Annotated in this window: 16 protein-coding genes; 5 read left to right on the top strand and 11 right to left on the bottom strand. The window is 60.9% G+C overall.

All coding sequences use genetic code 11. From position 1 onward, the window contains the following. Positions 1 to 12: 12 nt before the first annotated feature. The 8 genes from FNU79_RS13525 to trmH all read right to left on the bottom strand — a co-directional run bounded on the left by FNU79_RS13525 (position 13) and on the right by trmH (position 7,822). Positions 13 to 699, bottom strand: coding sequence for a lysophospholipid acyltransferase family protein (locus tag FNU79_RS13525; RefSeq protein ID WP_143721343.1), 687 nt, complete (start codon positions 697 to 699; stop codon positions 13 to 15). 147 nt (positions 700 to 846) lie between these two features. Next, the gene (locus FNU79_RS13520) at positions 847 to 1,410 is read right to left on the bottom strand and encodes an RBBP9/YdeN family alpha/beta hydrolase (protein ID WP_143721342.1); all 564 of its coding nucleotides are present in this window, start codon (positions 1,408 to 1,410) and stop codon (positions 847 to 849) included. Positions 1,411 to 1,490: 80 nt separating this feature from the next. Beyond that, positions 1,491 to 2,534 carry a DUF475 domain-containing protein gene (locus FNU79_RS13515; RefSeq protein WP_143721341.1) on the bottom strand — a complete coding sequence of 348 codons (1,044 nt, stop codon included), beginning with the start codon at positions 2,532 to 2,534 and terminating at the stop codon, positions 1,491 to 1,493. Positions 2,535 to 2,720: 186 nt separating this feature from the next. Further along, complete coding sequence (locus FNU79_RS13510; RefSeq protein WP_143721340.1) at positions 2,721 to 3,296, bottom strand: TerD family protein; 576 nt, start codon at positions 3,294 to 3,296, stop codon at positions 2,721 to 2,723. A gap of 131 nt (positions 3,297 to 3,427) precedes the next feature. Beyond that, positions 3,428 to 4,714 (bottom strand): VWA domain-containing protein, encoded by a 1,287-nt coding sequence (locus FNU79_RS13505; RefSeq protein WP_143721339.1) that lies wholly within the window; start codon positions 4,712 to 4,714, stop codon positions 3,428 to 3,430. 7 nt (positions 4,715 to 4,721) lie between these two features. After that, on the bottom strand, positions 4,722 to 6,131 hold the full coding sequence (locus FNU79_RS13500; RefSeq protein ID WP_143721338.1) for a TerD family protein: 1,410 nt from the start codon (positions 6,129 to 6,131) through the stop codon (positions 4,722 to 4,724). A gap of 268 nt (positions 6,132 to 6,399) precedes the next feature. After that, positions 6,400 to 6,975, bottom strand: coding sequence for a TerD family protein (locus tag FNU79_RS13495; RefSeq protein ID WP_124871244.1), 576 nt, complete (start codon positions 6,973 to 6,975; stop codon positions 6,400 to 6,402). A gap of 166 nt (positions 6,976 to 7,141) precedes the next feature. Beyond that, a complete protein-coding gene (trmH, locus tag FNU79_RS13490; protein ID WP_143721337.1) occupies positions 7,142 to 7,822 on the bottom strand; it encodes a tRNA (guanosine(18)-2'-O)-methyltransferase TrmH in 681 nt (226 codons plus the stop codon). 104 nt (positions 7,823 to 7,926) lie between these two features. Here trmH and pgeF point away from each other — a divergent pair, with 104 nt between their 5' ends. The 4 genes from pgeF to FNU79_RS13470 are packed head-to-tail and all read left to right on the top strand — an operon-like array spanning position 7,927 to position 13,232. Next, entirely contained in the window at positions 7,927 to 8,685 is a 759-nt protein-coding gene (pgeF, locus tag FNU79_RS13485) for a peptidoglycan editing factor PgeF (protein ID WP_143721336.1), read from the top strand. Then, entirely contained in the window at positions 8,682 to 9,278 is a 597-nt protein-coding gene (locus FNU79_RS13480) for a YqeG family HAD IIIA-type phosphatase (protein ID WP_143721335.1), read from the top strand. Before pgeF ends, FNU79_RS13480 begins: the two co-directional genes overlap by 4 nt. Next, a complete protein-coding gene (locus tag FNU79_RS13475) occupies positions 9,275 to 11,941 on the top strand; it encodes a type II/IV secretion system protein (RefSeq protein WP_143721334.1) in 2,667 nt (888 codons plus the stop codon). The genes FNU79_RS13480 and FNU79_RS13475 overlap by 4 nt, the downstream gene beginning before the upstream one ends. Before the next feature lie 43 nt (positions 11,942 to 11,984). Beyond that, entirely contained in the window at positions 11,985 to 13,232 is a 1,248-nt protein-coding gene (locus FNU79_RS13470) for a type IV pilus twitching motility protein PilT (protein WP_143721333.1), read from the top strand. Positions 13,233 to 13,373: 141 nt separating this feature from the next. On the opposite strand, the gene FNU79_RS13465 is transcribed toward FNU79_RS13470, so the two are convergent. The 3 genes from FNU79_RS13465 to glpK all read right to left on the bottom strand — a co-directional run bounded on the left by FNU79_RS13465 (position 13,374) and on the right by glpK (position 18,132). After that, positions 13,374 to 14,111, bottom strand: coding sequence for a metallophosphoesterase family protein (locus FNU79_RS13465; protein ID WP_143721332.1), 738 nt, complete (start codon positions 14,109 to 14,111; stop codon positions 13,374 to 13,376). A gap of 799 nt (positions 14,112 to 14,910) precedes the next feature. Continuing rightward, the gene (locus FNU79_RS13460; RefSeq protein WP_143721331.1) at positions 14,911 to 16,473 is read right to left on the bottom strand and encodes a glycerol-3-phosphate dehydrogenase/oxidase; all 1,563 of its coding nucleotides are present in this window, start codon (positions 16,471 to 16,473) and stop codon (positions 14,911 to 14,913) included. A gap of 159 nt (positions 16,474 to 16,632) precedes the next feature. After that, on the bottom strand, positions 16,633 to 18,132 hold the full coding sequence (gene glpK, locus FNU79_RS13455) for a glycerol kinase GlpK (protein ID WP_143721330.1): 1,500 nt from the start codon (positions 18,130 to 18,132) through the stop codon (positions 16,633 to 16,635). Positions 18,133 to 18,270: 138 nt separating this feature from the next. On the opposite strand from glpK, the gene FNU79_RS13450 reads away from it, so the two are divergent. After that, positions 18,271 to 19,257, top strand: coding sequence for a sugar-binding transcriptional regulator (locus FNU79_RS13450; protein ID WP_143721329.1), 987 nt, complete (start codon positions 18,271 to 18,273; stop codon positions 19,255 to 19,257). Positions 19,258 to 19,282: the final 25 nt, after the last annotated feature.

The following is a 19,282-nucleotide window of genomic DNA, read 5'->3' as shown; positions in this document are numbered from 1 at the left end:
AGTCGAGCACCTTTAAATCGGCCCGCTCAGCCGGCTAATCTCTGCGCCGATCTGAGCGGTCAGGTCTTTGATGCTGCCTTTTGGCTCGATCAGTGGGCCGAAGCGCACCAACCAGCGCTTGCCTTCTTGCCGCAGGCCTACCGGCAACACCGGGGCTTTGCCGCGTAGGGCCAGCAAGCCCACCCCGCCCTGCATCTGGCCGTTGCCGCCGCCGCGTGTGCCTTCGGGAAACAGGCCCAGTGTGCCGTCTGCTTTGAGGATTCTCAGGGCGGTGCGAATGGCCACCAGATCGGTGATGGAGCGGTCCACCGGAAAGCTCCCGCCCGCCCGGATAATGTCGCCCATCACCGGCCCGAACAGCTCTTTTTTGGACATGAACTGGACATAGTGCCCTGGCATCACTTTGGCGATCAGGAAAGGATCAAGCGATGAAACGTGCGCTCCGGCCACGATCAATTTGCTGCCGGGTGGCGGAATATGTTCGCGGCCCAGCGTATGAATGTACTGGCCGCGCAGCACGCGGGGCAAATTCATGCCCAAGACCACGAACTGATACACCAGCGGATTGACGGCCGGGGCGTGCAACTCCTCGGCGGGCTTCGGCGGTTTTGGCGCGGTGACAGGCGGCTGGATTTCTTGTGTTTGGGCTTCAGGCCGCTCAGGTTCAGGGGTTTGGGGGCCGGGGAGGGATGCGGTCATGCCCTTTAGAATACAGAGTGCCGCCGCGTTGTGCTTAAGCGGCGCGGCGCAGGTGATTAAGCGGTGAAGGCTGCCCAGCACTCAAGCAGGCCAGAATTCTGATTATTCAGAACTCAGGCCAGTGACGCTGTGCCCACACTCCACCAATCAGAAGCGCACGATGTCCGGCGGTGTCCAAGCGTGCAGCGCTTCACTGAGCAAAATTTCGCCGTCTTCCCACTCGCCGTGCCCACTCGCCGGGTTGATGTGGCCCGCTTCACCCACCGTGACCAGCTCAGCTTCCCACGCCTCGGCAAAAGCCTCGGCCCGCTCAAACGTCAGATAGGGGTCGTTCTCGCTGGCAATTACCAGCACCGGAAAAGGCAGCGGCCGCATGGGTACGGGGGCCATCGCCCTCACGGCTTCCAGCATCCCTTCTTGCTCGGGGTCGGCGGGCGCAACCAAAATCGCGCCGCGCACCCGCTCTGGTACGGCGTAGAGGCGGGCGTAGTGGGTAATCATCAGCGCTCCGGCAGAGTGGCCCACCAGCACCACCTCGCCGGTAGCGGCCTCCACCGCTTCGTTTAAGCGGGCCGCCCAGCTTTCAGGGGTCGGCGCGTTCCAGTCGGCTTGCTCGACCCGCACGCCGCCGAATTTGGCTTGCCAGAGGCTGTACCAGTGCTGAGGAGAGCCGCCGCCCAGTCCGGGCAAGAAGAGGAGTCGAGGGGTCATGAGCTGATGCTAGCGCCTGCGCCGCAATAAAAAAGGCCGGAAACACCTTGGGGGCGTCCGGCCTTCGCAAGAGAGTAAGTTTAGCCCGGGCTCTTTTCGCGCCGGTTGGCAGCCAAACTCGCCAAAATAGACGCCACGATAAACGCCACGCCGATCAGCCCGGTCACCACTTCCGGCACGTGAGCGCCGCTCATGGAATACAACATGATCAGCGACAGTGCCAGAATGCCGTAGTGAGCGCCGTGCTCGAGGAAGCGGTACTGCGCCAGCGTGCCTTGGTGGACCAAAAACAGGGTGATCGAACGCACGAACACCGCGCCAATCGCCAAGCCCGCCGAAATGATCACGATTTCTTTGGTGATGGCAAAGGCTCCGATCACGCCGTCGAGCGAGAAGCTGGCGTCCAGCACTTCCAAGTACATGAACGAGGCAAATCCCGCCGCGCCCGCTTTGGCCGCCATATTGTCTACGTCAAACAGGCCGCCGAGGGCATTGACCGCCAAGTAGATCAGCAAGCCCACCAGACCCGCCGACATGGCCGCCAAGCGCTGCTCGACCGGCACCACCGTAAAGATCAGACCCATCAGCGCCACCATGGCAATAATGACTTGCACCGCTTCGACGCGGGCCAGCCCTGCCAGGCGGCTTTCGGGCATCAGCCAGTGTTCGTCTTTTTCAGTGTCGATAAAGTAATTGAGCGCCACCATCAAAAGAAAGACCCCGCCAAAAGCGCTGATGGTCACGGTGGACTTCTCGAGTTCGAGGGCGTACTTCTCCGGGCTGTTGAGGGCCAAGTTGCCCACTTCAAAAAAGCCGAGGCCCGAGCTGATCGCCACGATGGCCAGCGGGAAAATCAGCCGCATTCCCACCACCGCGATCAAAATGCCCCACACCAAAAATCTCTGTTGCCATTTGGCCGACATGTTCTTGAGGACGGAGGCGTTGATCACGGCGTTGTCGAAGCTCAGCGAAATTTCCATGACGCCCAGCACCAGCACGATCAACATATCGTTGAGGGCACGCTCCCAGCCGCCGGTACGAAAGCCGTACCACATGGCCAAAGCCACCGCCACAACCGTGATGATGCCGGCAAAACCAAATTCTTTGCGGATGGTGTTGTTCATTTCTACAAGTACTCCCCACTGCTCCTCAACCGGTGCAGACGGCCTGCTTTGCCGTGAGGTCAGTTTTGCTCACCTATCATAAACGCCGTACGGACAAAACACGTTCCGTTACGGCGTGAGCTACAGCATAAGTTGTTTAGCCTGAGATGAAATGAGCTTTCACCCAGGCTTCAAAATGAATAAATCTTAGAGGTTGATCCCGTAATTGCGGGCCAGTGCGCCGAGGCCGCCCGCGAAGCCCTGGCCCACGGCGCGGAACTTCCATTCGTTGTTGTTACGGTAAACTTCGGCAAAAATCACGGCGGTTTCGGTGGAAAAGTCCTCGCCCAAATCAAAGCGCACGATTTCGGCGTTGGTTTTTTCGTTGATGAGCCGGATAAACGCGTTGCGAACCTGTCCGAAGCTCTGGCGGCGGGCCTCGGCGTCGTGAATGGTCACGGTAAACGCTACTTTCTGAATATCGCTGGGCACTTTGGAGAGGTCGATCTTGATCTGCTCGTCGTCGCCTTCGCCTTCGCCAGTGCGGTTGTCGCCGGTGTGCTCTACCGAACCGTCGGTGCTGCGCATCTGGTTGTAAAAAATAAAGTCGGTGTCGGCACGCACTTTGTCGGAAGCGGTCAGCAAAAAGGCGCTGGCATCGAGATCGAAGTCTTGGCCGTCTGTTGAGCGCACGTCCCAGCCGAGGCCCAAAATGGCCTGGGTTAAGTTGGGATCTTCTTTGCTCAGGGACAGGTTGCCGCCTTTGGCGAGAGTAATAGGCATAAGTGGTTCCTCCTAAAAAGAGTGAAAGCGCAAAAGAGTTGAAGACCTGAGCCGGTAAAATCGCGGTTCCGTCAACGTACAGCATTACGGGAAATCAGGGTGAAAAGTTGCCGAGCTGTCTTTAACCGCTCTTAACTGAGCAGCCCTTTGCTCTTTGCATTGTTCAAAAAGCTGTCGTATTCCTGAAGCAGCATTTCGTAGAGTTGTGCGTCTGGCAAGGTGTCGATGTCTTCGACTTGCACGAAGTCGGCGTTGTCGATGAAACGGCCCGACAAATCATCCAGCTTTTGCAAAAATTCAAAGCGCTCTTTGCCGACGCCCACGAATTTCCAGAAAATCGGTTCTTTGCTGGCTTCTTTGATCTGCGCTTCCGATTCTTTTTTGTCGAAGGTTTCTCCGTCAGTAATGAAAATGACGTAGACGGGCGTTTTTTCCTTGAGCGGCTCCTTGCGGGGCCCCGCCGAGCCGAAATAATGCGTCCTGACGCTCTGCACGGCGCGGGCGTACATGGTGCCGCCTTCCAAGGGGTGACGCTTGATCAGCTTCTCGACCGCGCCGCCAATCCCCTCGATGCCGATGTCGCCGGCGTCGTGGGCTTTGAGGCCAAACAAAAACACGTCCATGCGCCCGTCGTCGTCAAAGCGGCTGGCCAGTGCCAGGGTTTTTTCGGCGACCCGCTGCACCACGCCGCTGCGGTAAAGCGAGCTCATGCTGGCCGAAATATCGAGCACCAGCGCCACCCGCGCCGTGTGCTCATCCAAGCCACGTTTTTTGAGGCTGATCTCGGCCTGTTTGACCAGACTGACGAGTTGCGGGGCTTTCTCGGCAATTTCTTTATCGAGTCTCACCTGGGTCTGCTTTTTGAGGCTGACGGCGGGCGTGGCGGGCGGCGCTGCGGAAGAAGGACTGGACGGAGCGTCAGGGTTTTCGACTTCGCCGCCAAAATAAACGATCAAGTCGCCCAAGCCGCCGTTAAAGCCTTGCCCGATTGCGCCCACCCGCCACTCGCCGGAGTGCTTGTAGAGTTCGAGTAGCATGGCGGCCTTCTCGCTTTTCAGCGCGGGCTTGGCGTCAAAGCTGACTTGGCCCACTTCGATCAGCAGTTGCGGAGCGCTGGCCACCGGAGCCGCGTCGTGGGTGGCGGTCAACATCACCCGCTCGACGTTGGCGGGCAACTTGGCGAGGTCTATTTTGAAACTGGCTTGATGCGCGTCCAGCGTGGCAATAATTTCGCCGAGTGGAGTGTGGGGGTTGTTGTAAAAGGCGATGTAGTTGTCGCCCACCATTTTCCTATCGGCGCTGAGGCCAAAGGCGCTGATGTCTAGGCCGTCCAAGCCGTGCTTGACCGTGACTGTCAGCGGATTCGATAAGCCGACTTCGGAGAATTTGCGTTTTTCACCGGCTTGAAGCTGGGTCATGCGGCGCTCACTTGCGTCCCGCCTTCCAGCTAAAGCCGAAGTCAAACGCTTGATCGCAGTCTCGGTGGCCCGAGAAATAGCGCTCTTCTTTGGTGATCACCAGTTCGTTGCCGTGCGCCTGCACCAGCGCCACCGCGCAAAACGGTAGGGCGGCGGGGTTGGAAAGGCTCATCTTGATTTCGTTGCCCTGCGGATCGTTAAAGCTCAGCCGCCCGCCGACTTCGCTGAAGTTGCCCGCGCCCTCGTAGATAAAGGCGAAAATCAGCACTTTGCGGATCAAATCGGGCCGCTCGATATACAAGTTTTCGCCGCCCGCCGACGCACCGGAGCGGTCATCTTGGTCGAGCTTGATGAAAGGGGGGCCGTCCGCCTTCCCAAAATTGCCGCCGAGCGCCTGAATCACGCCTTTTTCACCGCTGGCAAGCTCATACATGCAGCCCAAATCGAGGTCGGCGGCTTTGTCCGCGCCGGTCATGCTGCCCAGCAACTTGCTCAAAAAGCCGCCGCCACCGCTGGGAGCCGCGCTGCTGGGCTTGGCTTCCCAATTCAGGTTGACATGAATGCGCTGCGTGCCTGCTTTCTGAAGGCTGATGCGGGCGCTTTGGCCCTGCTTTTCCAAGGTGATTTTGGTCAGCGAGATCGGGCGACTGGGGGCGGCATTGGAAGGTGCTGAGCTGGGACTGGTCGAACTGGTATTAGCCGAACTGGGTGAGGCTCCCCGGTTCCTATTAAGGCTCATGCCGCCGCTGGCTGGAGGCTGAACTGGCGCTGGTGGCTGGCCCGCAGGCGCAGCGTCTGGGCGTCCGCGCCGCGAGAGGTCAAGGCCGCCGCCGCTGGGGGGTGATGGAGGTGGTGTCGCTGCGGGTGGTATTGGCGCAGGCGGCGGGGCGGCCCGCAAACTGGGCAGCCCAGTGCCGCCAAAGTGCCGCACCAAGCCGCTCAGGCCGTCCGAGAAGCCTTGACCATTGATCATCAAGCGCCAAGCGCCCTGATGCCTGTAAATCTCGGCGGCGATAATGGCTTTTTCGTTGCTGAAATCTGGCCCGCTCAGCGTCCAAGTGGCCGCCGCATTGCCTGCCGTGCCAAAGCTGACGGTGCCGCGCTGCACCCCGCGCAGGTCGCCGCCTTCCGGTACGAGGCCAAAGGCGAGGCGCTCCACAGTGGCAGGCAAGCGCCCCAAATCAAGGCTGAAGCGCTGGCCGGGTTGTCCGGTTTGCCAAGTCACTGCGCCGCCCGCAGCGGTGGGCTGGCTGGGCGAAATGGTGGCGTCGGGCGAGATCAAGCGGCTGTCTGCGCCGAGCAAAAAGCAGAGGGCGGCGTACTGCGGCGCGGAGCCGGCAACGTCGAAGGTAAGGTCGAGCTGCTGCTGGATATTCAGGGTGGCGAGCGGCACGCGCTGGCCGGTGGTGAGCTGCATGGTTCTCCTTTAGAGCATTTGTCAAAAAAGAAGCTCTTTTCTGACCGAGCGGGCAGGCCCGGTAGGTGCCGTTCTGTCCAAGAACCAACGGGAGTGGAATAGGGAGAGCATTTGGGAGGATGGATGCCTGATCGTGCTTTTTGCTCAGGCATCCATTCGGACAAACGCTCTAGGCAAGTCTCAGCGATTAAAAAAGCGCCCCGACGCCTCGCCGCTAAAGGCAAGGCACCGGGGGCGCGGCTCCTGAGTTGTCTGCGTTTGTGGCGGCTTAGGCGTTGACGCCGTAGCTTTTGACCAACGCCTCGAAGCCCTCGTTAAAGCCCTGACCAATCGCCTTGAACTTCCACTCGCCGCTGTTGCGGTAAATTTCGCCGAAAATCATGGCGGTCACGGTGCCGCCGTCTTCGGTCAGGTCATAACGGGCGATTTCTGCGCCGCCGTCGCCGTTCAGGACGCGGGCGTAGGCTTTTTCAACCATGCCGAAGTTTTGGCTGCGGCTCGGGCCTTCGTAGATCACCACGGCGATCACGATTTTTTGCACGTCGGCAGGCACTTTCTCGAGGTCGATGCTGACCACTTCGTCGTCGCCTTCGCCCGCGCCGGTACGGTTGTCGCCTTGGTGAACCACCGAGCCGTCTGCCGACGTTTTGTTGTTGAAGAACACGAAGTCTTGGTCATTGCGAACTTTTCCCGCGTCGTTGACCAAAAACACCATCGCGTCGAGGTCGAAATCTGCGCCGTCGGTGCGGCGGGTATCCCAGCCCAAACCGACGTTGATCTTTTTAAGTCCGGGCGCTTCTTTACTCAGGCTGACATTGCCGCCTTTGGTGAGTGATACGGGCATTGAAATTCCTCCTTATAAGGTCGGGGGTGGGAGCGGGGCGGCCCCACGTGCAGCGCGGCGCAAACCGCTGTCGGATGAAGAGCGCTAATGCAGTACGAATTTCATTGTAAAGAATCGCTACACTTTTTAGATTTTGAAAACCATCATGTTCTACTGAGCGGCCCTCTCATCTTGGCGCTTCGGGACTCAGCAACTCGCCGGCTGCGCCCAGCGCCGGATAAGCTTCTGAGCGCTCGCGGTAAAGCGGTGCCAACTCGGGGTAAGCCCACTCGAAACTCAGGCGCTCGAACTCGGCGTCGCTGAGCTGGCGCTCGGCGTACATCCCCGCCGCGAGGCGCTGGCGCTGGGCTTCAAACAAAATCGTCGCGGCGGCCACCGAGACATTGAGGCTCTGCACCATCCCGAACATCGGAATGATGATGTTGGCGTCGGCGGCGTCGGCAGCTTCATCTGAAACCCCCCATTTTTCTGCGCCGAGCAGCACGCACGTCGGGCGGGTGTAGTCCAGCTCGCGGTAATCCACGCTGCGCTGCGAGAGGTGGGTGGCCAGCACCTGCATCCCCTGAGCTTGGAGGGTCGCCACCGCTTCTAGAGCGCTGGCGTGGGGCTGCACCGCCACCCATTTCTCGGCGCTGCCGGACGTGGCATTGAAGGTGGGCAGCAGCCCGTTACCGCTCACTCCATTTTTGGGCGGTACGGCGTGTGCGGTCAGTACGCCCACCGCGTCGCAGGTTCTGAGAATGGCGCTGAAGTTGTGCGGCTTGTTGACTTCGTCCATCAGCAAGCTGAGGGTGGGCTGGCGCAGGGAGAGAACCCGCACGATTTTGGCATAGCGTTCCGGCGTCATCCGAGTAGGGTAACAGGCGGGCCGCGCTGCTACGCGCTGGAAGCACTGCACCGTGACGCCTGCCACCCCCCCCACCGCCCCGTCTTGACAGAATCCAGTGAGACATGCACCTCTACACTGAATTTCTGATGCTTCACGCGCCGCACTTGAATGCTCCCCACGCTTTCACGACCCGTCTCGGCGGAGTGTCGTCGGGCGTTTACGGCGCTCCGGCGGGCGGCGGCCTCAACCTCGATGAGCGTTTGATAGGCGGTCTGCAAGACGATCCGGCTTCGGTGGCCGAGAACCGTCGCAGGGCGCTGGAGCCGCTGGGCTTTGCGCTCGGCGCACTGGCCTTGCTCGATCAGGTTCACGGCACGGCAGTAGTAGAGGCCAGTCCCAACAAGATTCAAATGGCCGATGCCCACGTCAGCGCCGAGGCAGGAGTGGTGCTGGGCATTTTGACCGCCGACTGCTACCCGATTTTGCTCGAAGACCCCCAGGCGGGCGTCGTCGGTGCGGCCCACGCGGGCTGGAAGGGTTCACTGGGCCGCATTGCCGAGCGCACCGTACAGGCCATGCAGCGCCTTGGCGCACGCCCAGAGCGGATTCGGGCGGCGGTGGGGCCGGGGATCAGCGCCCAGCAGTATGCGGTGGGGCCAGAAGTCGCGGGCAAGTTTGCGGCGGCGGGCTTCGGGACGCATTTGAACGGCTTGCAGCTCGATTTGGCGGGCGTGAATGCTCAGGTGCTGCGCGAAGCGGGCCTGAGTCCTCAGCAGATCTGGCTCTCGGGGCGCTGCACCTGCGAACCCGCTTTTTATTCGCACCGCCGAGACGCCGGGCGCACCGGCAGAATGCTGGCGTTGATCGGGGTGCGGGCATGAGCACCGAGCCGCCGAACTTCATTCCGCCGCAGGCCGGGCGCGGGTTATTGCGGCCCCGTGAAGTGCTGGAGAGCATCGAGCTCATCACGCCGGACTTTTTGGCGGCGCGTGGCCTGCGGGGCCTGCTGCTCGACCTCGACAACACCCTGATCCCCTACGGCAGCTATCAGGAGCGGGCCGAAATCATCGCTTGGGCCGCCGAACTGCGCCGCGCCGAGGTGCAACTCTACTTGCTGAGCAACGCCACGGCCAAACGCGCCCGCTTCTGGCTCGACAAGCTCAGCTTCGAGGGCGTCGGTATGGCCGGGAAGCCGTTTCAACGCGCTTACAAAACGGCATTGGCCCATATGCGGCTGCCCCCGCAGCAAGTCGGCATGGTCGGCGACCAGCTCTTTACCGACGTGCTGGGCGGCAATATCGCCGGACTTTATACGCTGATGGTTCATCCTATCGTCAACAATTCGCTGCCGCACACCCACCTCGCCCGCCGCTTGGAGCGCTTGGTCTTGAAGCGCTACGGCCACGATTGGTACGGCAAAGAGCGCCGAACATCAAGTCAAGTACCCACAACAAATAAGGAGCTGAAAAAATGACCCTTTCGATTGGTGATCGCCGCCTCGGAGCCATTTTGCTGGAGCAAGGCTACGTCAACGACATGGATTTGCAAAAAGCCCTCGACCGCCACACCGAGGTGGGAGGCCGCCTCGCCGACATTTTGATTGACGGCGGCGTGATCGGCGAAAAACGCATCGCCCGCGCCCTCGAAGAAGCCTTCGGGTTGCCGCTGGTCGATCTGACGGCCCTGACACCCGATCCGCAGGCGATTGCCAGCATTCCGGCCTCGGCGGCGGTGCAGGCGCGGGGCGTGCCGTTTGCCTTGGAAGACAACACCTTGCGGGTGGCCTTCGTGGACGCGCTCAACAACGCCTCGCTGGAACTGATGGAAGACGAGAGCGGGTACACCGTCGAGGCTTATCAGGCGCTGCGCGAGCAAGTGAACTGGGCGATTGCCAGCTTTTATCCTGAACTCGGCTTGCCCGTTCCCAATCTTGAGGAAAATAAAGCGACGGGCGGGGTGATGCTGGGTGAGCGGCTGATCTCGCGCGGTTTCGTGAGTGAGGAGCAGATCATGGCGGCGCTCGATCAGCAGCGCAGCAGCGGAGTGTCGCTGGGTACGGTGCTGCTGGGCCTCAAACTGATCACCGAAGAGCAGCTCTACGCCACGCTGGCTGAGCAGCAAGGCAGTCAGTACGTGCGCGACACCCGCGAATACAATCCTCCTGAGGAAGTGCTGGGCCTGCTGCTGCGCTCCGACGCCCTGCGGCTCGGCTCGGTGCCGATCAGCCAAGACGCCGCCGGCGTCAACGTCATTACCGGCGACTTGCGGCGGCGCGAGGACATCGGGGCGCTGATTGGCCGCCCAGTCAACTTGCTGCTGGCCCGTCCCAGCGACGTTGAAAACCTGATTGAGCGCACCTATCCGCAAAAGGGCAGGCTGGGCGAGGCGATGGTGCAGCAAGGAACTTTGTCGCGCAACCAACTGCGTGAAGCCTTGCAGGTGCAGGCCCGCCAAGGCAAAGTCAAGCCGCTGGGCGAGGTCATTATTGATCTGGGCTTTGCGAGCAGCGAGGAAATCGACGTCGCACTGATCAAGCAAAACGCCGGCGGCGGCAGGCTCGAAGACACCTTGGTGCAGTCGGGCAAGCTCAGCCCCGAGATGCTGGCCCGTTCGCTGGCTTCGCAGCTTGGGTATGAGTTCGTCGATCCAGTCACCTCGCCGCCGGATACCAAAGTGGCCTTGATGATTCCCGAAGCCACCGCCCGGCGCTATACGGTGGTGCCGATGCGGCTGCAAGGCGAGTCGCTGGTCATCGCCATGAAAGATCCGCGCAACGTCTTTGCGCTCGACGATCTCAAACTGATTACTGGGCGCGAGATTCTGCCCGCCGTGATGGCCGAAAAAGACATCATCCGCCTCATCGAGCGCTATTTCGGCGACAAAGACATGGCCAAGCTCAACGAGGAACTGGCCAAAACCAGTCGTCAGAAGGAAAAAGACAAGGACATCTCTTCTGATCTCAGCTCACTCGACGACAACGCGGTGGTGCGGGTGATGGACGGGCTGATTCGTGAAGCGGCCCTGCAAGAAGCCTCGGATATTCACATCGAACCCACCGAAAACAGCGTGCGGGTGCGCTACCGCATCGACGGGCTGCTGCGCGAACACACCGAGCTTCCCAAAGGCGCGGCCCAGAGTTTGCTGGCCCGCATCAAGATCATGGGCAACCTCGATATCGCCGAGCGGCGCGTGCCGCAAGACGGACGGGTGCGCTTCAAAAAGGGCAGCATCGATCTCGACTTGCGCCTTTCGACGTTGCCCACCGTCTACGGCGAAAAAGCCGTGATGCGTCTGCTGCAAAAAGCCAGCAACATTCCCGAAGTCGAGAAGCTGGGATTTTCTGAGCACAACTTTGGGCGCTTCCTTGACCTGATCGAAAAGCCCAACGGCATCATCTTGGTGACTGGCCCGACCGGATCGGGTAAATCGTTCACCAGTTTCTCGACCCTAAAGCGTATCGCCCGCCCCGACAAGAACACCACCACCATCGAAGACCCGATCGAGTACGAGATTCCCGGCATCATGCAGTCGCAGGTCAACACGGCAGCGGGCCTGACCTTTGCCCGCGCCCTCAGAGCATTCCTGCGCCAAGATCCAGACATCATCTTCGTAGGCGAGATTCGCGACACCGAAACCGCTAAAATCGCCACCGAAGCGGCGCTCACTGGCCACTTGGTGCTGGCCACGCTGCACACCAATGACGCGCCCGGCGCGATTACCCGCCTCGACGAGATGGGCGTGGAACCGTTCAACATTTCGGCCTCGGTGGTCGGCGTGCTGGCCCAGCGCCTCGTCCGTAAAGTCTGCTCGGATTGCAAGCGACCCACCAACGCCGACCCCGAAGTGCTGCGGCGGCTGGGCATCGGAGAGCGCGAGCTGCGCGGCGCGAACTTGCAGCGCGGCGCGGGCTGCCCACGCTGCGGCGGCACCGGCTACAAAGGCCGGATGGGTATTCACGAACTGATGGTCGTCGACGAGCCGATTCGCCGCGCTATCGGCACGCGCAAAACCGCCGCCGAAATTCGTGAAATTGCCATTGAGCACAGCGGCATGAGAACCCTGCGCCAAGACGGCATCGAGAAAGCGCTGCTGGGCCAGACCACCCTCGAAGAAGTGCTGGCCGTCACCAGTAACTGACCTATTTTTGCTTAATACCTGTTCCCACCTCTAAGGAGAATCCATGACTTTTGGCCCCGATATTACCGACATTCTGCGGATCGCCGCCGAAAAAAACGCTTCCGACATCATCTTGACGGTGGGCTTGCCGCCGCAGTTCAAGCTTTCGGGGGTCTACACCCAAGAAGACATGGAGACGCTCACCCCCGCCGACACCCGCAAGCTGATGTACAGCATGATGAACGACAAGCAGCAGCGCCAATTTGAAGACAAGCGCGAACTCGATTTTTCGTTCGCGCTGGGCGACCAAGCCCGCTTCCGTGTTAACGCTTTCGTGCAGCGCGGCTCGGTGGGCGGTGTGATGCGCCTCATTCCCACCAAAATCAAGAGTGTGCAGGATCTGGGATTGCCGCAAAACGTCATCGAAGTTGCCAACGCCCCGCGCGGTTTGGTGCTGGTGACCGGTCCTACCGGCTCCGGCAAGTCCACGACGCTGGCGGCCATGATCGATTACATCAATGTCAACAAAAAGCTGCACATCATGACCATCGAAGACCCGATTGAGTTCATGCACCAGCACAAGCAGAGCATCATCAATCAGCGCGAGGTGGGAAGCGATACCTACGGCTTCGACAACGCCCTCAGGGCCGTGCTGCGCCAAGCCCCCGACGTGATTCTGGTCGGCGAAATGCGCGATTACGAAACCATCAAGGCCGCCGTGACCGCCGCTGAAACTGGGCACCTGGTGATGGGCACGCTGCACACCAACTCGGCCCCCGAATCGATTGACCGCATCGTGGACGTGTTTCCGGAAGAGCAGCAAGAGCAGATCCGGGTGCAGCTCGCCAACAACTTGGTCGCCGTGATGACCCAGCAGCTCATTCCGCGCCTTGACGGTGGGCGGGTACTGGCCTACGAACTCTTGATTGCCAATCCGGCGGTCAGGGCGCTGATCCGCGAAGGCAAGACCTACCAGATCGTCTCGGTGATGCAGACCGGCTCACGGGAAGGCATGGTCACGATGGACGCTTATTTGGCGGGTTTATTCCGCCGCCGCGTCATCAGCTACGACGCGGGCTTAGCGCGCTCGGTCGATCCCAAAGAATTTGCCCGCCTCGCCAATGACCCCGGCGGCGCGAACCCCAACGCCGCACCGAGCGCGGGCTTAGGCAACTCGTACAACGGCTCGGCCACGTCGCCAGCAGGCCGCAGCGCTGCGGGCGCAGGCCGTGAAATGGCCCCCGGCTACGGCGCTTCAGATGCCCGAACGCCGGATGCCCACAGCAGTGACAAGCCGTTCGGGCGGCGCTAAGAGCGGTGGGACGGGGGAGAAGAGAGCTTTTCTAGCGATCTCCTTTCTCGGGAAATATCTCTGCCTCAATCGGTGCGGCGTGGCCTGCTGCTAGGTTGGTCGGTGCGGCTGAAGTCGGGGGCTGGGTGACGGTATGTGAAGTCATCCGGTACCCTCACCGCGTGCTCGGCGTTTTTGGTACGCGCCGGTGAGGAGTTCAGCGATGTACTCGCGGGTAAAAGGCATTCCGCTTTGCTCGGCGGCAGCGATTTCGGCGTCCCGGTTGTAGGTCAGCCGCACGAACTGAGCACTGTAACTTGGGCCAGTTTCGGCAAATTCCAAGATCAGGTAACTCGGCAAGGTGCTGTCCAGGGGGTTGCCCACCGAGCCGCAGTTGATCAGCGGGCGGCCTTCCACGTCCAGCATCAGCGTTTCGTGGATGTCGGCGTACACCAGGGCGTCGGCGTACTCGTGCAGGCCGAGGTGCGGCTGCGGGGCGAAGGCTTCAAGCTGCTCGTGGAGGCTGCTGTGCGGGTAAAGGCGGTGAAAGACCCCTTTAGAGCTGGCGTGGACAAAGCGCCACCACGCGCCGCCGAACTGCTCCTCGATCCCGAACGGCAACTCGGCGAGGTAGCGCAGCTCTGGGGCGCTCAGACGGCTGCGCGGCCACAAATCCTGCGGGCGGTTGGTCACGCCGGCCACCCGCGCGTCCCAGTTGCCCTGCACGGTGCGGCTGGCATGTTGCTGCACCCACTGAAGCACCTCACGCGGGCGCGGCCCTTTGCCGACGATATCGCCCAGCACCCAGAGTTCTTTGATGTCGCGGCGGCGAAGGTCTTCATGAACGGCGAGGGTCGCCTCCAGATTCGCGTGCAAATCTGCAATGACGGCGAGTCTCATGGCGAGCAGTTTAGCGCCAAGCGGGGATGGGGGAGGCCCGTTGGCGTTCGCGCCGCTACTCGGGGCGGATGAGGATGAGTTGAGAGGCTCGCCGTTGTGGTCAAGAAGCCGCTTATGGCAACAAGAGACGCTGACGCTCCTTCTAACCAATCAGCCCGCCCCGTTTCAGCTTAAAACGGACAGGCTTTTGGTGATGGGGTCGCTCAGTCTACGCCGTCAAACCGTAATGTTTCGGAGGGCGGGTTGATTATGCTGGGCGATATGAAAAATTCATCCTTCTGGCTGCGGGGTTGCGGCTCGGCGTGGGGCAAGCTGAAACGGCTTTGCCGCCGGTTCCCGCCGTGCCCGCCCAAGCGGCGGGGAGTGCACCGGCTGCACCTGTGGCCTTGCTGCTGCGTGCTGCTCCCGGCACGGCGCTGGAATACGCCCTGACGGGTCAGACTCAGAGTGCAGGCTTTCAGCTCAAGTACGTAGGTAAACCGGCGTCAGTCTCAGTGCCGCAAAGAACAACGAACTCAGCGAAATGAACACAGCGCTTGGGCCTTGGCAACGGACTCGAAGCGTGTACACGGCAGGTCGTTGAGGGGTGAGGAGAACCCATCATGTCCGGAAATTCCCTACCTCCCAATGCATAAACTTGACAGCGCCCAAATACCGCGCTATAGTCTCTTTATCAATTTAAAGAAGTTCGAGAAAAACGACCGCCCAAGAAGGCGGATTTTTTATTGTCTATTTTTTGGATTCAACTATTAAAAAGGGCCCAAGCCGCAGCTCTGACCCCTTTTACTTCAATTTCGTTTCAGGCAGGCAGCAAGTAACCCTTCGCCAAGTCCTGATACTCCTCCACTTGTGCGGCTTGCCAAGCTTTGTCTTGCCCGAGCTCTTCGGCCAGCAGTTCAGCCACGCGGGGGGCCGCTTCAATGCTCGACTGAGCGTTCAGCAGCAGCGCCCGCAAGCGCCGCGACAGCACGTCTTCCACGGTGCGGGCCTGTTCCATTTGGGCCGCCCAGCGCACTTCGGCTTCCATATAAGGCAGCTTGGGGTGCAGCGGCGTGGCGGCTCCTTCCATAGCCTGAACTTTGTCGGCGTCACTGCCGTAAACCTTCCAGTGGTCGGCCCGCTCGTCCTCGCTCCAGCCGTGTAAGCGCAGGCCCGGCGTCAGGGTCAGGCGTTCGGGCAGGTTCGCCAGCTTGGCGGCGCGGTTGACGGCGTCTTCGCCCATCCGGCGGTAAGTCGTCCACTTTCCGCCGGTCAGGGTCAGCAGGCCACTTTCAGAAATGCGAATGACATGGTCACGCGAGATGGCCTTGGTGTCGCTGCCCTGTGCCGCCTTGACCAGCGGGCGCAGGCCAACATACACGCTCTGCACGTCGGCGCGGGTGGGAGCCGGATTCATGTACTGCGAAGCGGTTTTGAGAATGAAATCAATTTCTTCGGGCAAAGCACGCGGCTCCAAGCTGACTTCTGGCACGGCGGTGTCAGTGGTGCCGATCACCACATGATCGTGCCAAGGCACCGCGAACAGCACCCGCCCGTCGTCGGTGCGCGGCACCATCAGGGCGCTGTCGCTCGGCCAGAATTGGCGGCCCACCACCACGTGGACGCCCTGACTAGGCGACAGCATCGGCCTCGCCTGCGCGTCGTCCATCTTACGGACGCTGTCTACAAAAACCCCGGTGGCGTTGATCACCGTTTTGGCTTTGACGGCGTAGCTTTTGCCTGTTTCGGAATCTCGGAAGCTGACCCCCGAAATCTTGCCGCCGGATTTGGTCAGGCCCACCACTGGCGCGTAATTCAGCGCCACGCCGCCGTAATCTTCAAAAGTTCGCAGCAAGGTAATAGCGAGGCGCGAATCATCGAATTGGCCGTCAAAGTACAACACGCCACCTTTAATGCCAGCTTTTTGCAAAGTGGGAGCCATTTGCAAGGCTTTGGCCTTGCTGACTAAGCGGCTCGGCTGCAAATTGAGCTTGCCGGCCAGCGCGTCGTAGACCTTCATGCCGATGCCGTAAAACGGCTTTGACCACCATGTGTACGAGGCGATCAAAAAGCCGAGGTCGTGAACCAAGTGCGGCGCGTTTTTCTTGAGCAGGCCGCGTTCGTGTAGCGCCTCGCGCACCAGCGACACGTTGCCCTGCGCCAGATAACGCACCCCGCCGTGAACCAGTTTGGTGCTGCGGCTCGAAGTTCCTTTGGCGTAGTCATAAGCTTCGAGCAGCAAAGTCTTGTAGCCGCGTGTGGCCGCTTCGACTGCCGCGCCGAGGCCTGAAGCGCCGCCGCCGATGACCACAACGTCCCATGTGGTGTCTTGGGCGGCGGCTTGGAGGTGCTGGGCGCGGGTGCTGGGAAGAGGTTGAGTCATGGGTGATTCCTTTTGAGTCGGTGGGTGAATCGGCGCTTACGGATAAAAGCAAAAGATATGAACTTATGTTCGCACAGTTTGAACAGATGTTCAGCGAGGCAACTTACACACCAATAAAGCCGGACAGCGCGGAAGGGTCGGCCCAGTCAGCGCACCCGTTCAGGCGTCGGCGTCTTCCCATGCTCTGGAGCGCTCCACCGCTTTTTTCCACTTGGCCAAGCGGGCCCCGCGTTCCGCTGGCTCCATCTGCGGCTCAAAGCGGCGCTCTTCTTGCCACTGAGCCGAAATCTCGCTGGTGTCTTGCCAGTAGCCCACCGCCAAGCCTGCCAAGTAAGCGGCCCCCAGCGCGGTGGTTTCGGTGATTTTGGGGCGCACCACCGGCACGCCCAGAATGTCGGCTTGAAACTGCATCATCAGGTCGTTGTTGCTGGCTCCGCCGTCTACCCGCAGTTCTCTCAGGGTCACGCCGCTGTCTTTTTCCATGGCGGCGACCAGTTCGGCGCTTTGGTAAGCCACCGCTTCCAGCGCGGCGCGGGCGATGTGGGCGGCGGTCGAGCCGCGCGTCAGGCCCAGCATGCTGCCGCGTGCGTAGGGGTCCCAGTACGGAGCGCCGAGTCCCACGAAGGCCGGAACCAAAAACACCCCGCCGCTGTCCGGCACGCTGGCCGCCAGCGTTTCAACGTCGCCGCTGCTGCGGATGATGCCTAGGCCGTCGCGCAGCCACTGCACCACCGCTCCGCCGACAAACACCCCGCCTTCCAGCGCGTAGGTACGCTCGCCGCCGAGTTGCCAGGCCACCGTGGTCAGCAAGCGGTTTTGGCTGGGCACCGCGTCACCTTCGGTATTCATCAGCAAAAAGCAGCCGGTGCCGTAGGTGTTTTTGGCCATGCCGCGCTCCAAACAGGCTTGCCCGAAGGTGGCCGACTGCTGATCGCCCGCGATACCGGCAATTTTGATGCGGCTGCCCAGTAAGCCCTCGGCGGTCTCGCCGTAGACTTCGCTGGAGTTTCGCACCTCCGGCAAAATGCCGCGCGGCACGTCCAGGAGCGCGAGGAGTTCATCATCCCACTCGCCAGTGTGAATGTTGTAGAGCATGGTGCGCGAAGCGTTGCCAGCGTCGGTGATGTGCAGCTCGCCGCCAGTCAGATTGTAAATGAGCCACGAATCGATGGTGCCAAAAGCCAACTCGCCTTTCTCGGCTTTTTCACGTGCGCCCTCCACGTTGTCCAAGATCCACTTGACTTTGGTGCCGGAAAAGTAGGCGTCAAGAATCAGACCAGTTTTTTGCTGAATCAACTCCTCTTTGCCCGCCGCTTTGAGCTGGTCGCACCACCCAGCCGTGCGGCGGTCTTGCCAGACGATGGCGTTGTGAATGGGCTTGCCACTAACCCGCTCCCAAATCACCACCGTTTCGCGCTGGTTGGTGATGCCGATGGCGGCGATGTCGCTGGGACGCAAGCGTGCCTGCGTGATGGCTTCTTGCGCCACGCCGATTTGGGTGCTCCAGATTTCTTGGGCGTCGTGTTCGACCAAGCCCGGACGCGGGAAAAGCTGATGAAACTCTTTTTGGGCCTGCGCTTTGATGTTGCCCAACTGGTCAAACACGATGGCGCGGCTGGACGTGGTGCCTTGATCGAGCGCGAGAATGTACTGAGGCATCGAGTCTCCTGGTCAAAGGGTGGAGAGGGAAGGGGCTGGGGTTGAAGGTTAGTGTTGACTGCTCTTGAACAAATGTCAATACTGCGCTGAACGTTTGTGCAAGTTTTTGCCTCGGCCCAATCGTTATGCTGAAACACCATGACCAACCCAGATCACGCCCCTCCCGAAACGCTGCCCGACCAAGCTGCCCAAGCGGTGCAGGTGGCGCGGCTGTACTTTTATCAGGGCCTGACCACTGGCCAAATTGCTGCCGAACTCGGCGTGTCGCGGCCCAAAGTCTCGCGGCTGCTGACGCTGGCCAAGCAGAGCGGCCTCGTTGAAATTCGGATTCACGACCCCGCCGAGCATCCACAGGTTCTCGAAGCCCAACTTCGTCAGCGTTTTCCGGATCTCTCGCCGCATGTGGTGGACGTCCCCACCGGCAGTAGCGAGGCCGTCAGCTTGGAGCGCGTCTCGGCGTACAGCGCCAACTTGCTGAGCAATACCCTCCAGCCTCAGCAGATCGTGGGCCTGGCCTGGGGCAACACTTTAGAGGCGGTCAGCCGGGCGCTGAAGCCCCGCGCCATTCCGGAACTTACTTTCGTGCAGCTCAACGGCTCGGCCAACGCCGAGGACTTCATGAGCGGCTTTGTCACCGACACGGTGGCCCGCTTTGCCCGCAATTACGGCGGCAGAGCGCAGCTTTTCCCGGTGCCGACTTTTTTCGACAGCGCCGAAACCAAGAAGATGATGTGGCAAGAGCGCAGCGTGCGGCACGTGCTGGCGCTCCAAGAGCGGGCCGACGTGCTGCTGTACTCGCTGGGCAGCACCGAGGCCGAAATGCCCAGCTACGTCTACACGGCAGGCTACTTGGAAGCCCACGAAGAAGCCGGACTCATCTCGGCGGGGGTGGTGGGCGACCTTGCCACCGTATTTTTCCGCGCCGACGGCAGCTTTGAAGGTATTCCCATGAACGCGCGGGCCAGCGGCCCCGATTTGGGGTTGGTGCGGGCTGCGCCGCAAACCATCTGCGTGGTGGCCGGTGTCGGCAAAGCCCGCGCTCTGCACGCCGCTTTGCTGGGTGGGCTGGCCAAGGTGTTGGTGGTCGACGAACCTACTGCGCGGGCGGTGCTGGCGCTGGGGTAAAATCCTGTGGCCAAATCAAAAACCG

This window comes from Deinococcus detaillensis, assembly GCF_007280555.1.
GTDB lineage: Bacteria > Deinococcota > Deinococci > Deinococcales > Deinococcaceae > Deinococcus > Deinococcus detaillensis.
The sequence above is the reverse complement of the archived record's forward strand: the minus strand, read 5'-3'. Positions and strand labels throughout refer to the sequence as shown.

Excerpts from the sequence above, each read along its gene's own strand:
- FNU79_RS13525 (WP_143721343.1), bottom strand. The coding sequence starts at position 699 with ATGACCGCATCCCTCCCCGGCCCCCAAACCCCTGAACCTGAGCGGCCT.
- FNU79_RS13520 (WP_143721342.1), bottom strand. The coding sequence starts at position 1,410 with ATGACCCCTCGACTCCTCTTCTTGCCCGGACTGGGCGGCGGCTCTCCT.
- FNU79_RS13515 (WP_143721341.1), bottom strand. The coding sequence starts at position 2,534 with ATGAACAACACCATCCGCAAAGAATTTGGTTTTGCCGGCATCATCACG.
- FNU79_RS13510 (WP_143721340.1), bottom strand. The coding sequence starts at position 3,296 with ATGCCTATTACTCTCGCCAAAGGCGGCAACCTGTCCCTGAGCAAAGAA.
- FNU79_RS13505 (WP_143721339.1), bottom strand. The coding sequence starts at position 4,714 with ATGACCCAGCTTCAAGCCGGTGAAAAACGCAAATTCTCCGAAGTCGGC.
- FNU79_RS13500 (WP_143721338.1), bottom strand. The coding sequence starts at position 6,131 with ATGCAGCTCACCACCGGCCAGCGCGTGCCGCTCGCCACCCTGAATATC.
- FNU79_RS13495 (WP_124871244.1), bottom strand. The coding sequence starts at position 6,975 with ATGCCCGTATCACTCACCAAAGGCGGCAATGTCAGCCTGAGTAAAGAA.
- trmH (WP_143721337.1), bottom strand. The coding sequence starts at position 7,822 with ATGACGCCGGAACGCTATGCCAAAATCGTGCGGGTTCTCTCCCTGCGC.
- pgeF (WP_143721336.1), top strand. The coding sequence starts at position 7,927 with ATGCACCTCTACACTGAATTTCTGATGCTTCACGCGCCGCACTTGAAT.
- FNU79_RS13480 (WP_143721335.1), top strand. The coding sequence starts at position 8,682 with ATGAGCACCGAGCCGCCGAACTTCATTCCGCCGCAGGCCGGGCGCGGG.
- FNU79_RS13475 (WP_143721334.1), top strand. The coding sequence starts at position 9,275 with ATGACCCTTTCGATTGGTGATCGCCGCCTCGGAGCCATTTTGCTGGAG.
- FNU79_RS13470 (WP_143721333.1), top strand. The coding sequence starts at position 11,985 with ATGACTTTTGGCCCCGATATTACCGACATTCTGCGGATCGCCGCCGAA.
- FNU79_RS13465 (WP_143721332.1), bottom strand. The coding sequence starts at position 14,111 with ATGAGACTCGCCGTCATTGCAGATTTGCACGCGAATCTGGAGGCGACC.
- FNU79_RS13460 (WP_143721331.1), bottom strand. The coding sequence starts at position 16,473 with ATGACTCAACCTCTTCCCAGCACCCGCGCCCAGCACCTCCAAGCCGCC.
- glpK (WP_143721330.1), bottom strand. The coding sequence starts at position 18,132 with ATGCCTCAGTACATTCTCGCGCTCGATCAAGGCACCACGTCCAGCCGC.
- FNU79_RS13450 (WP_143721329.1), top strand. The coding sequence starts at position 18,271 with ATGACCAACCCAGATCACGCCCCTCCCGAAACGCTGCCCGACCAAGCT.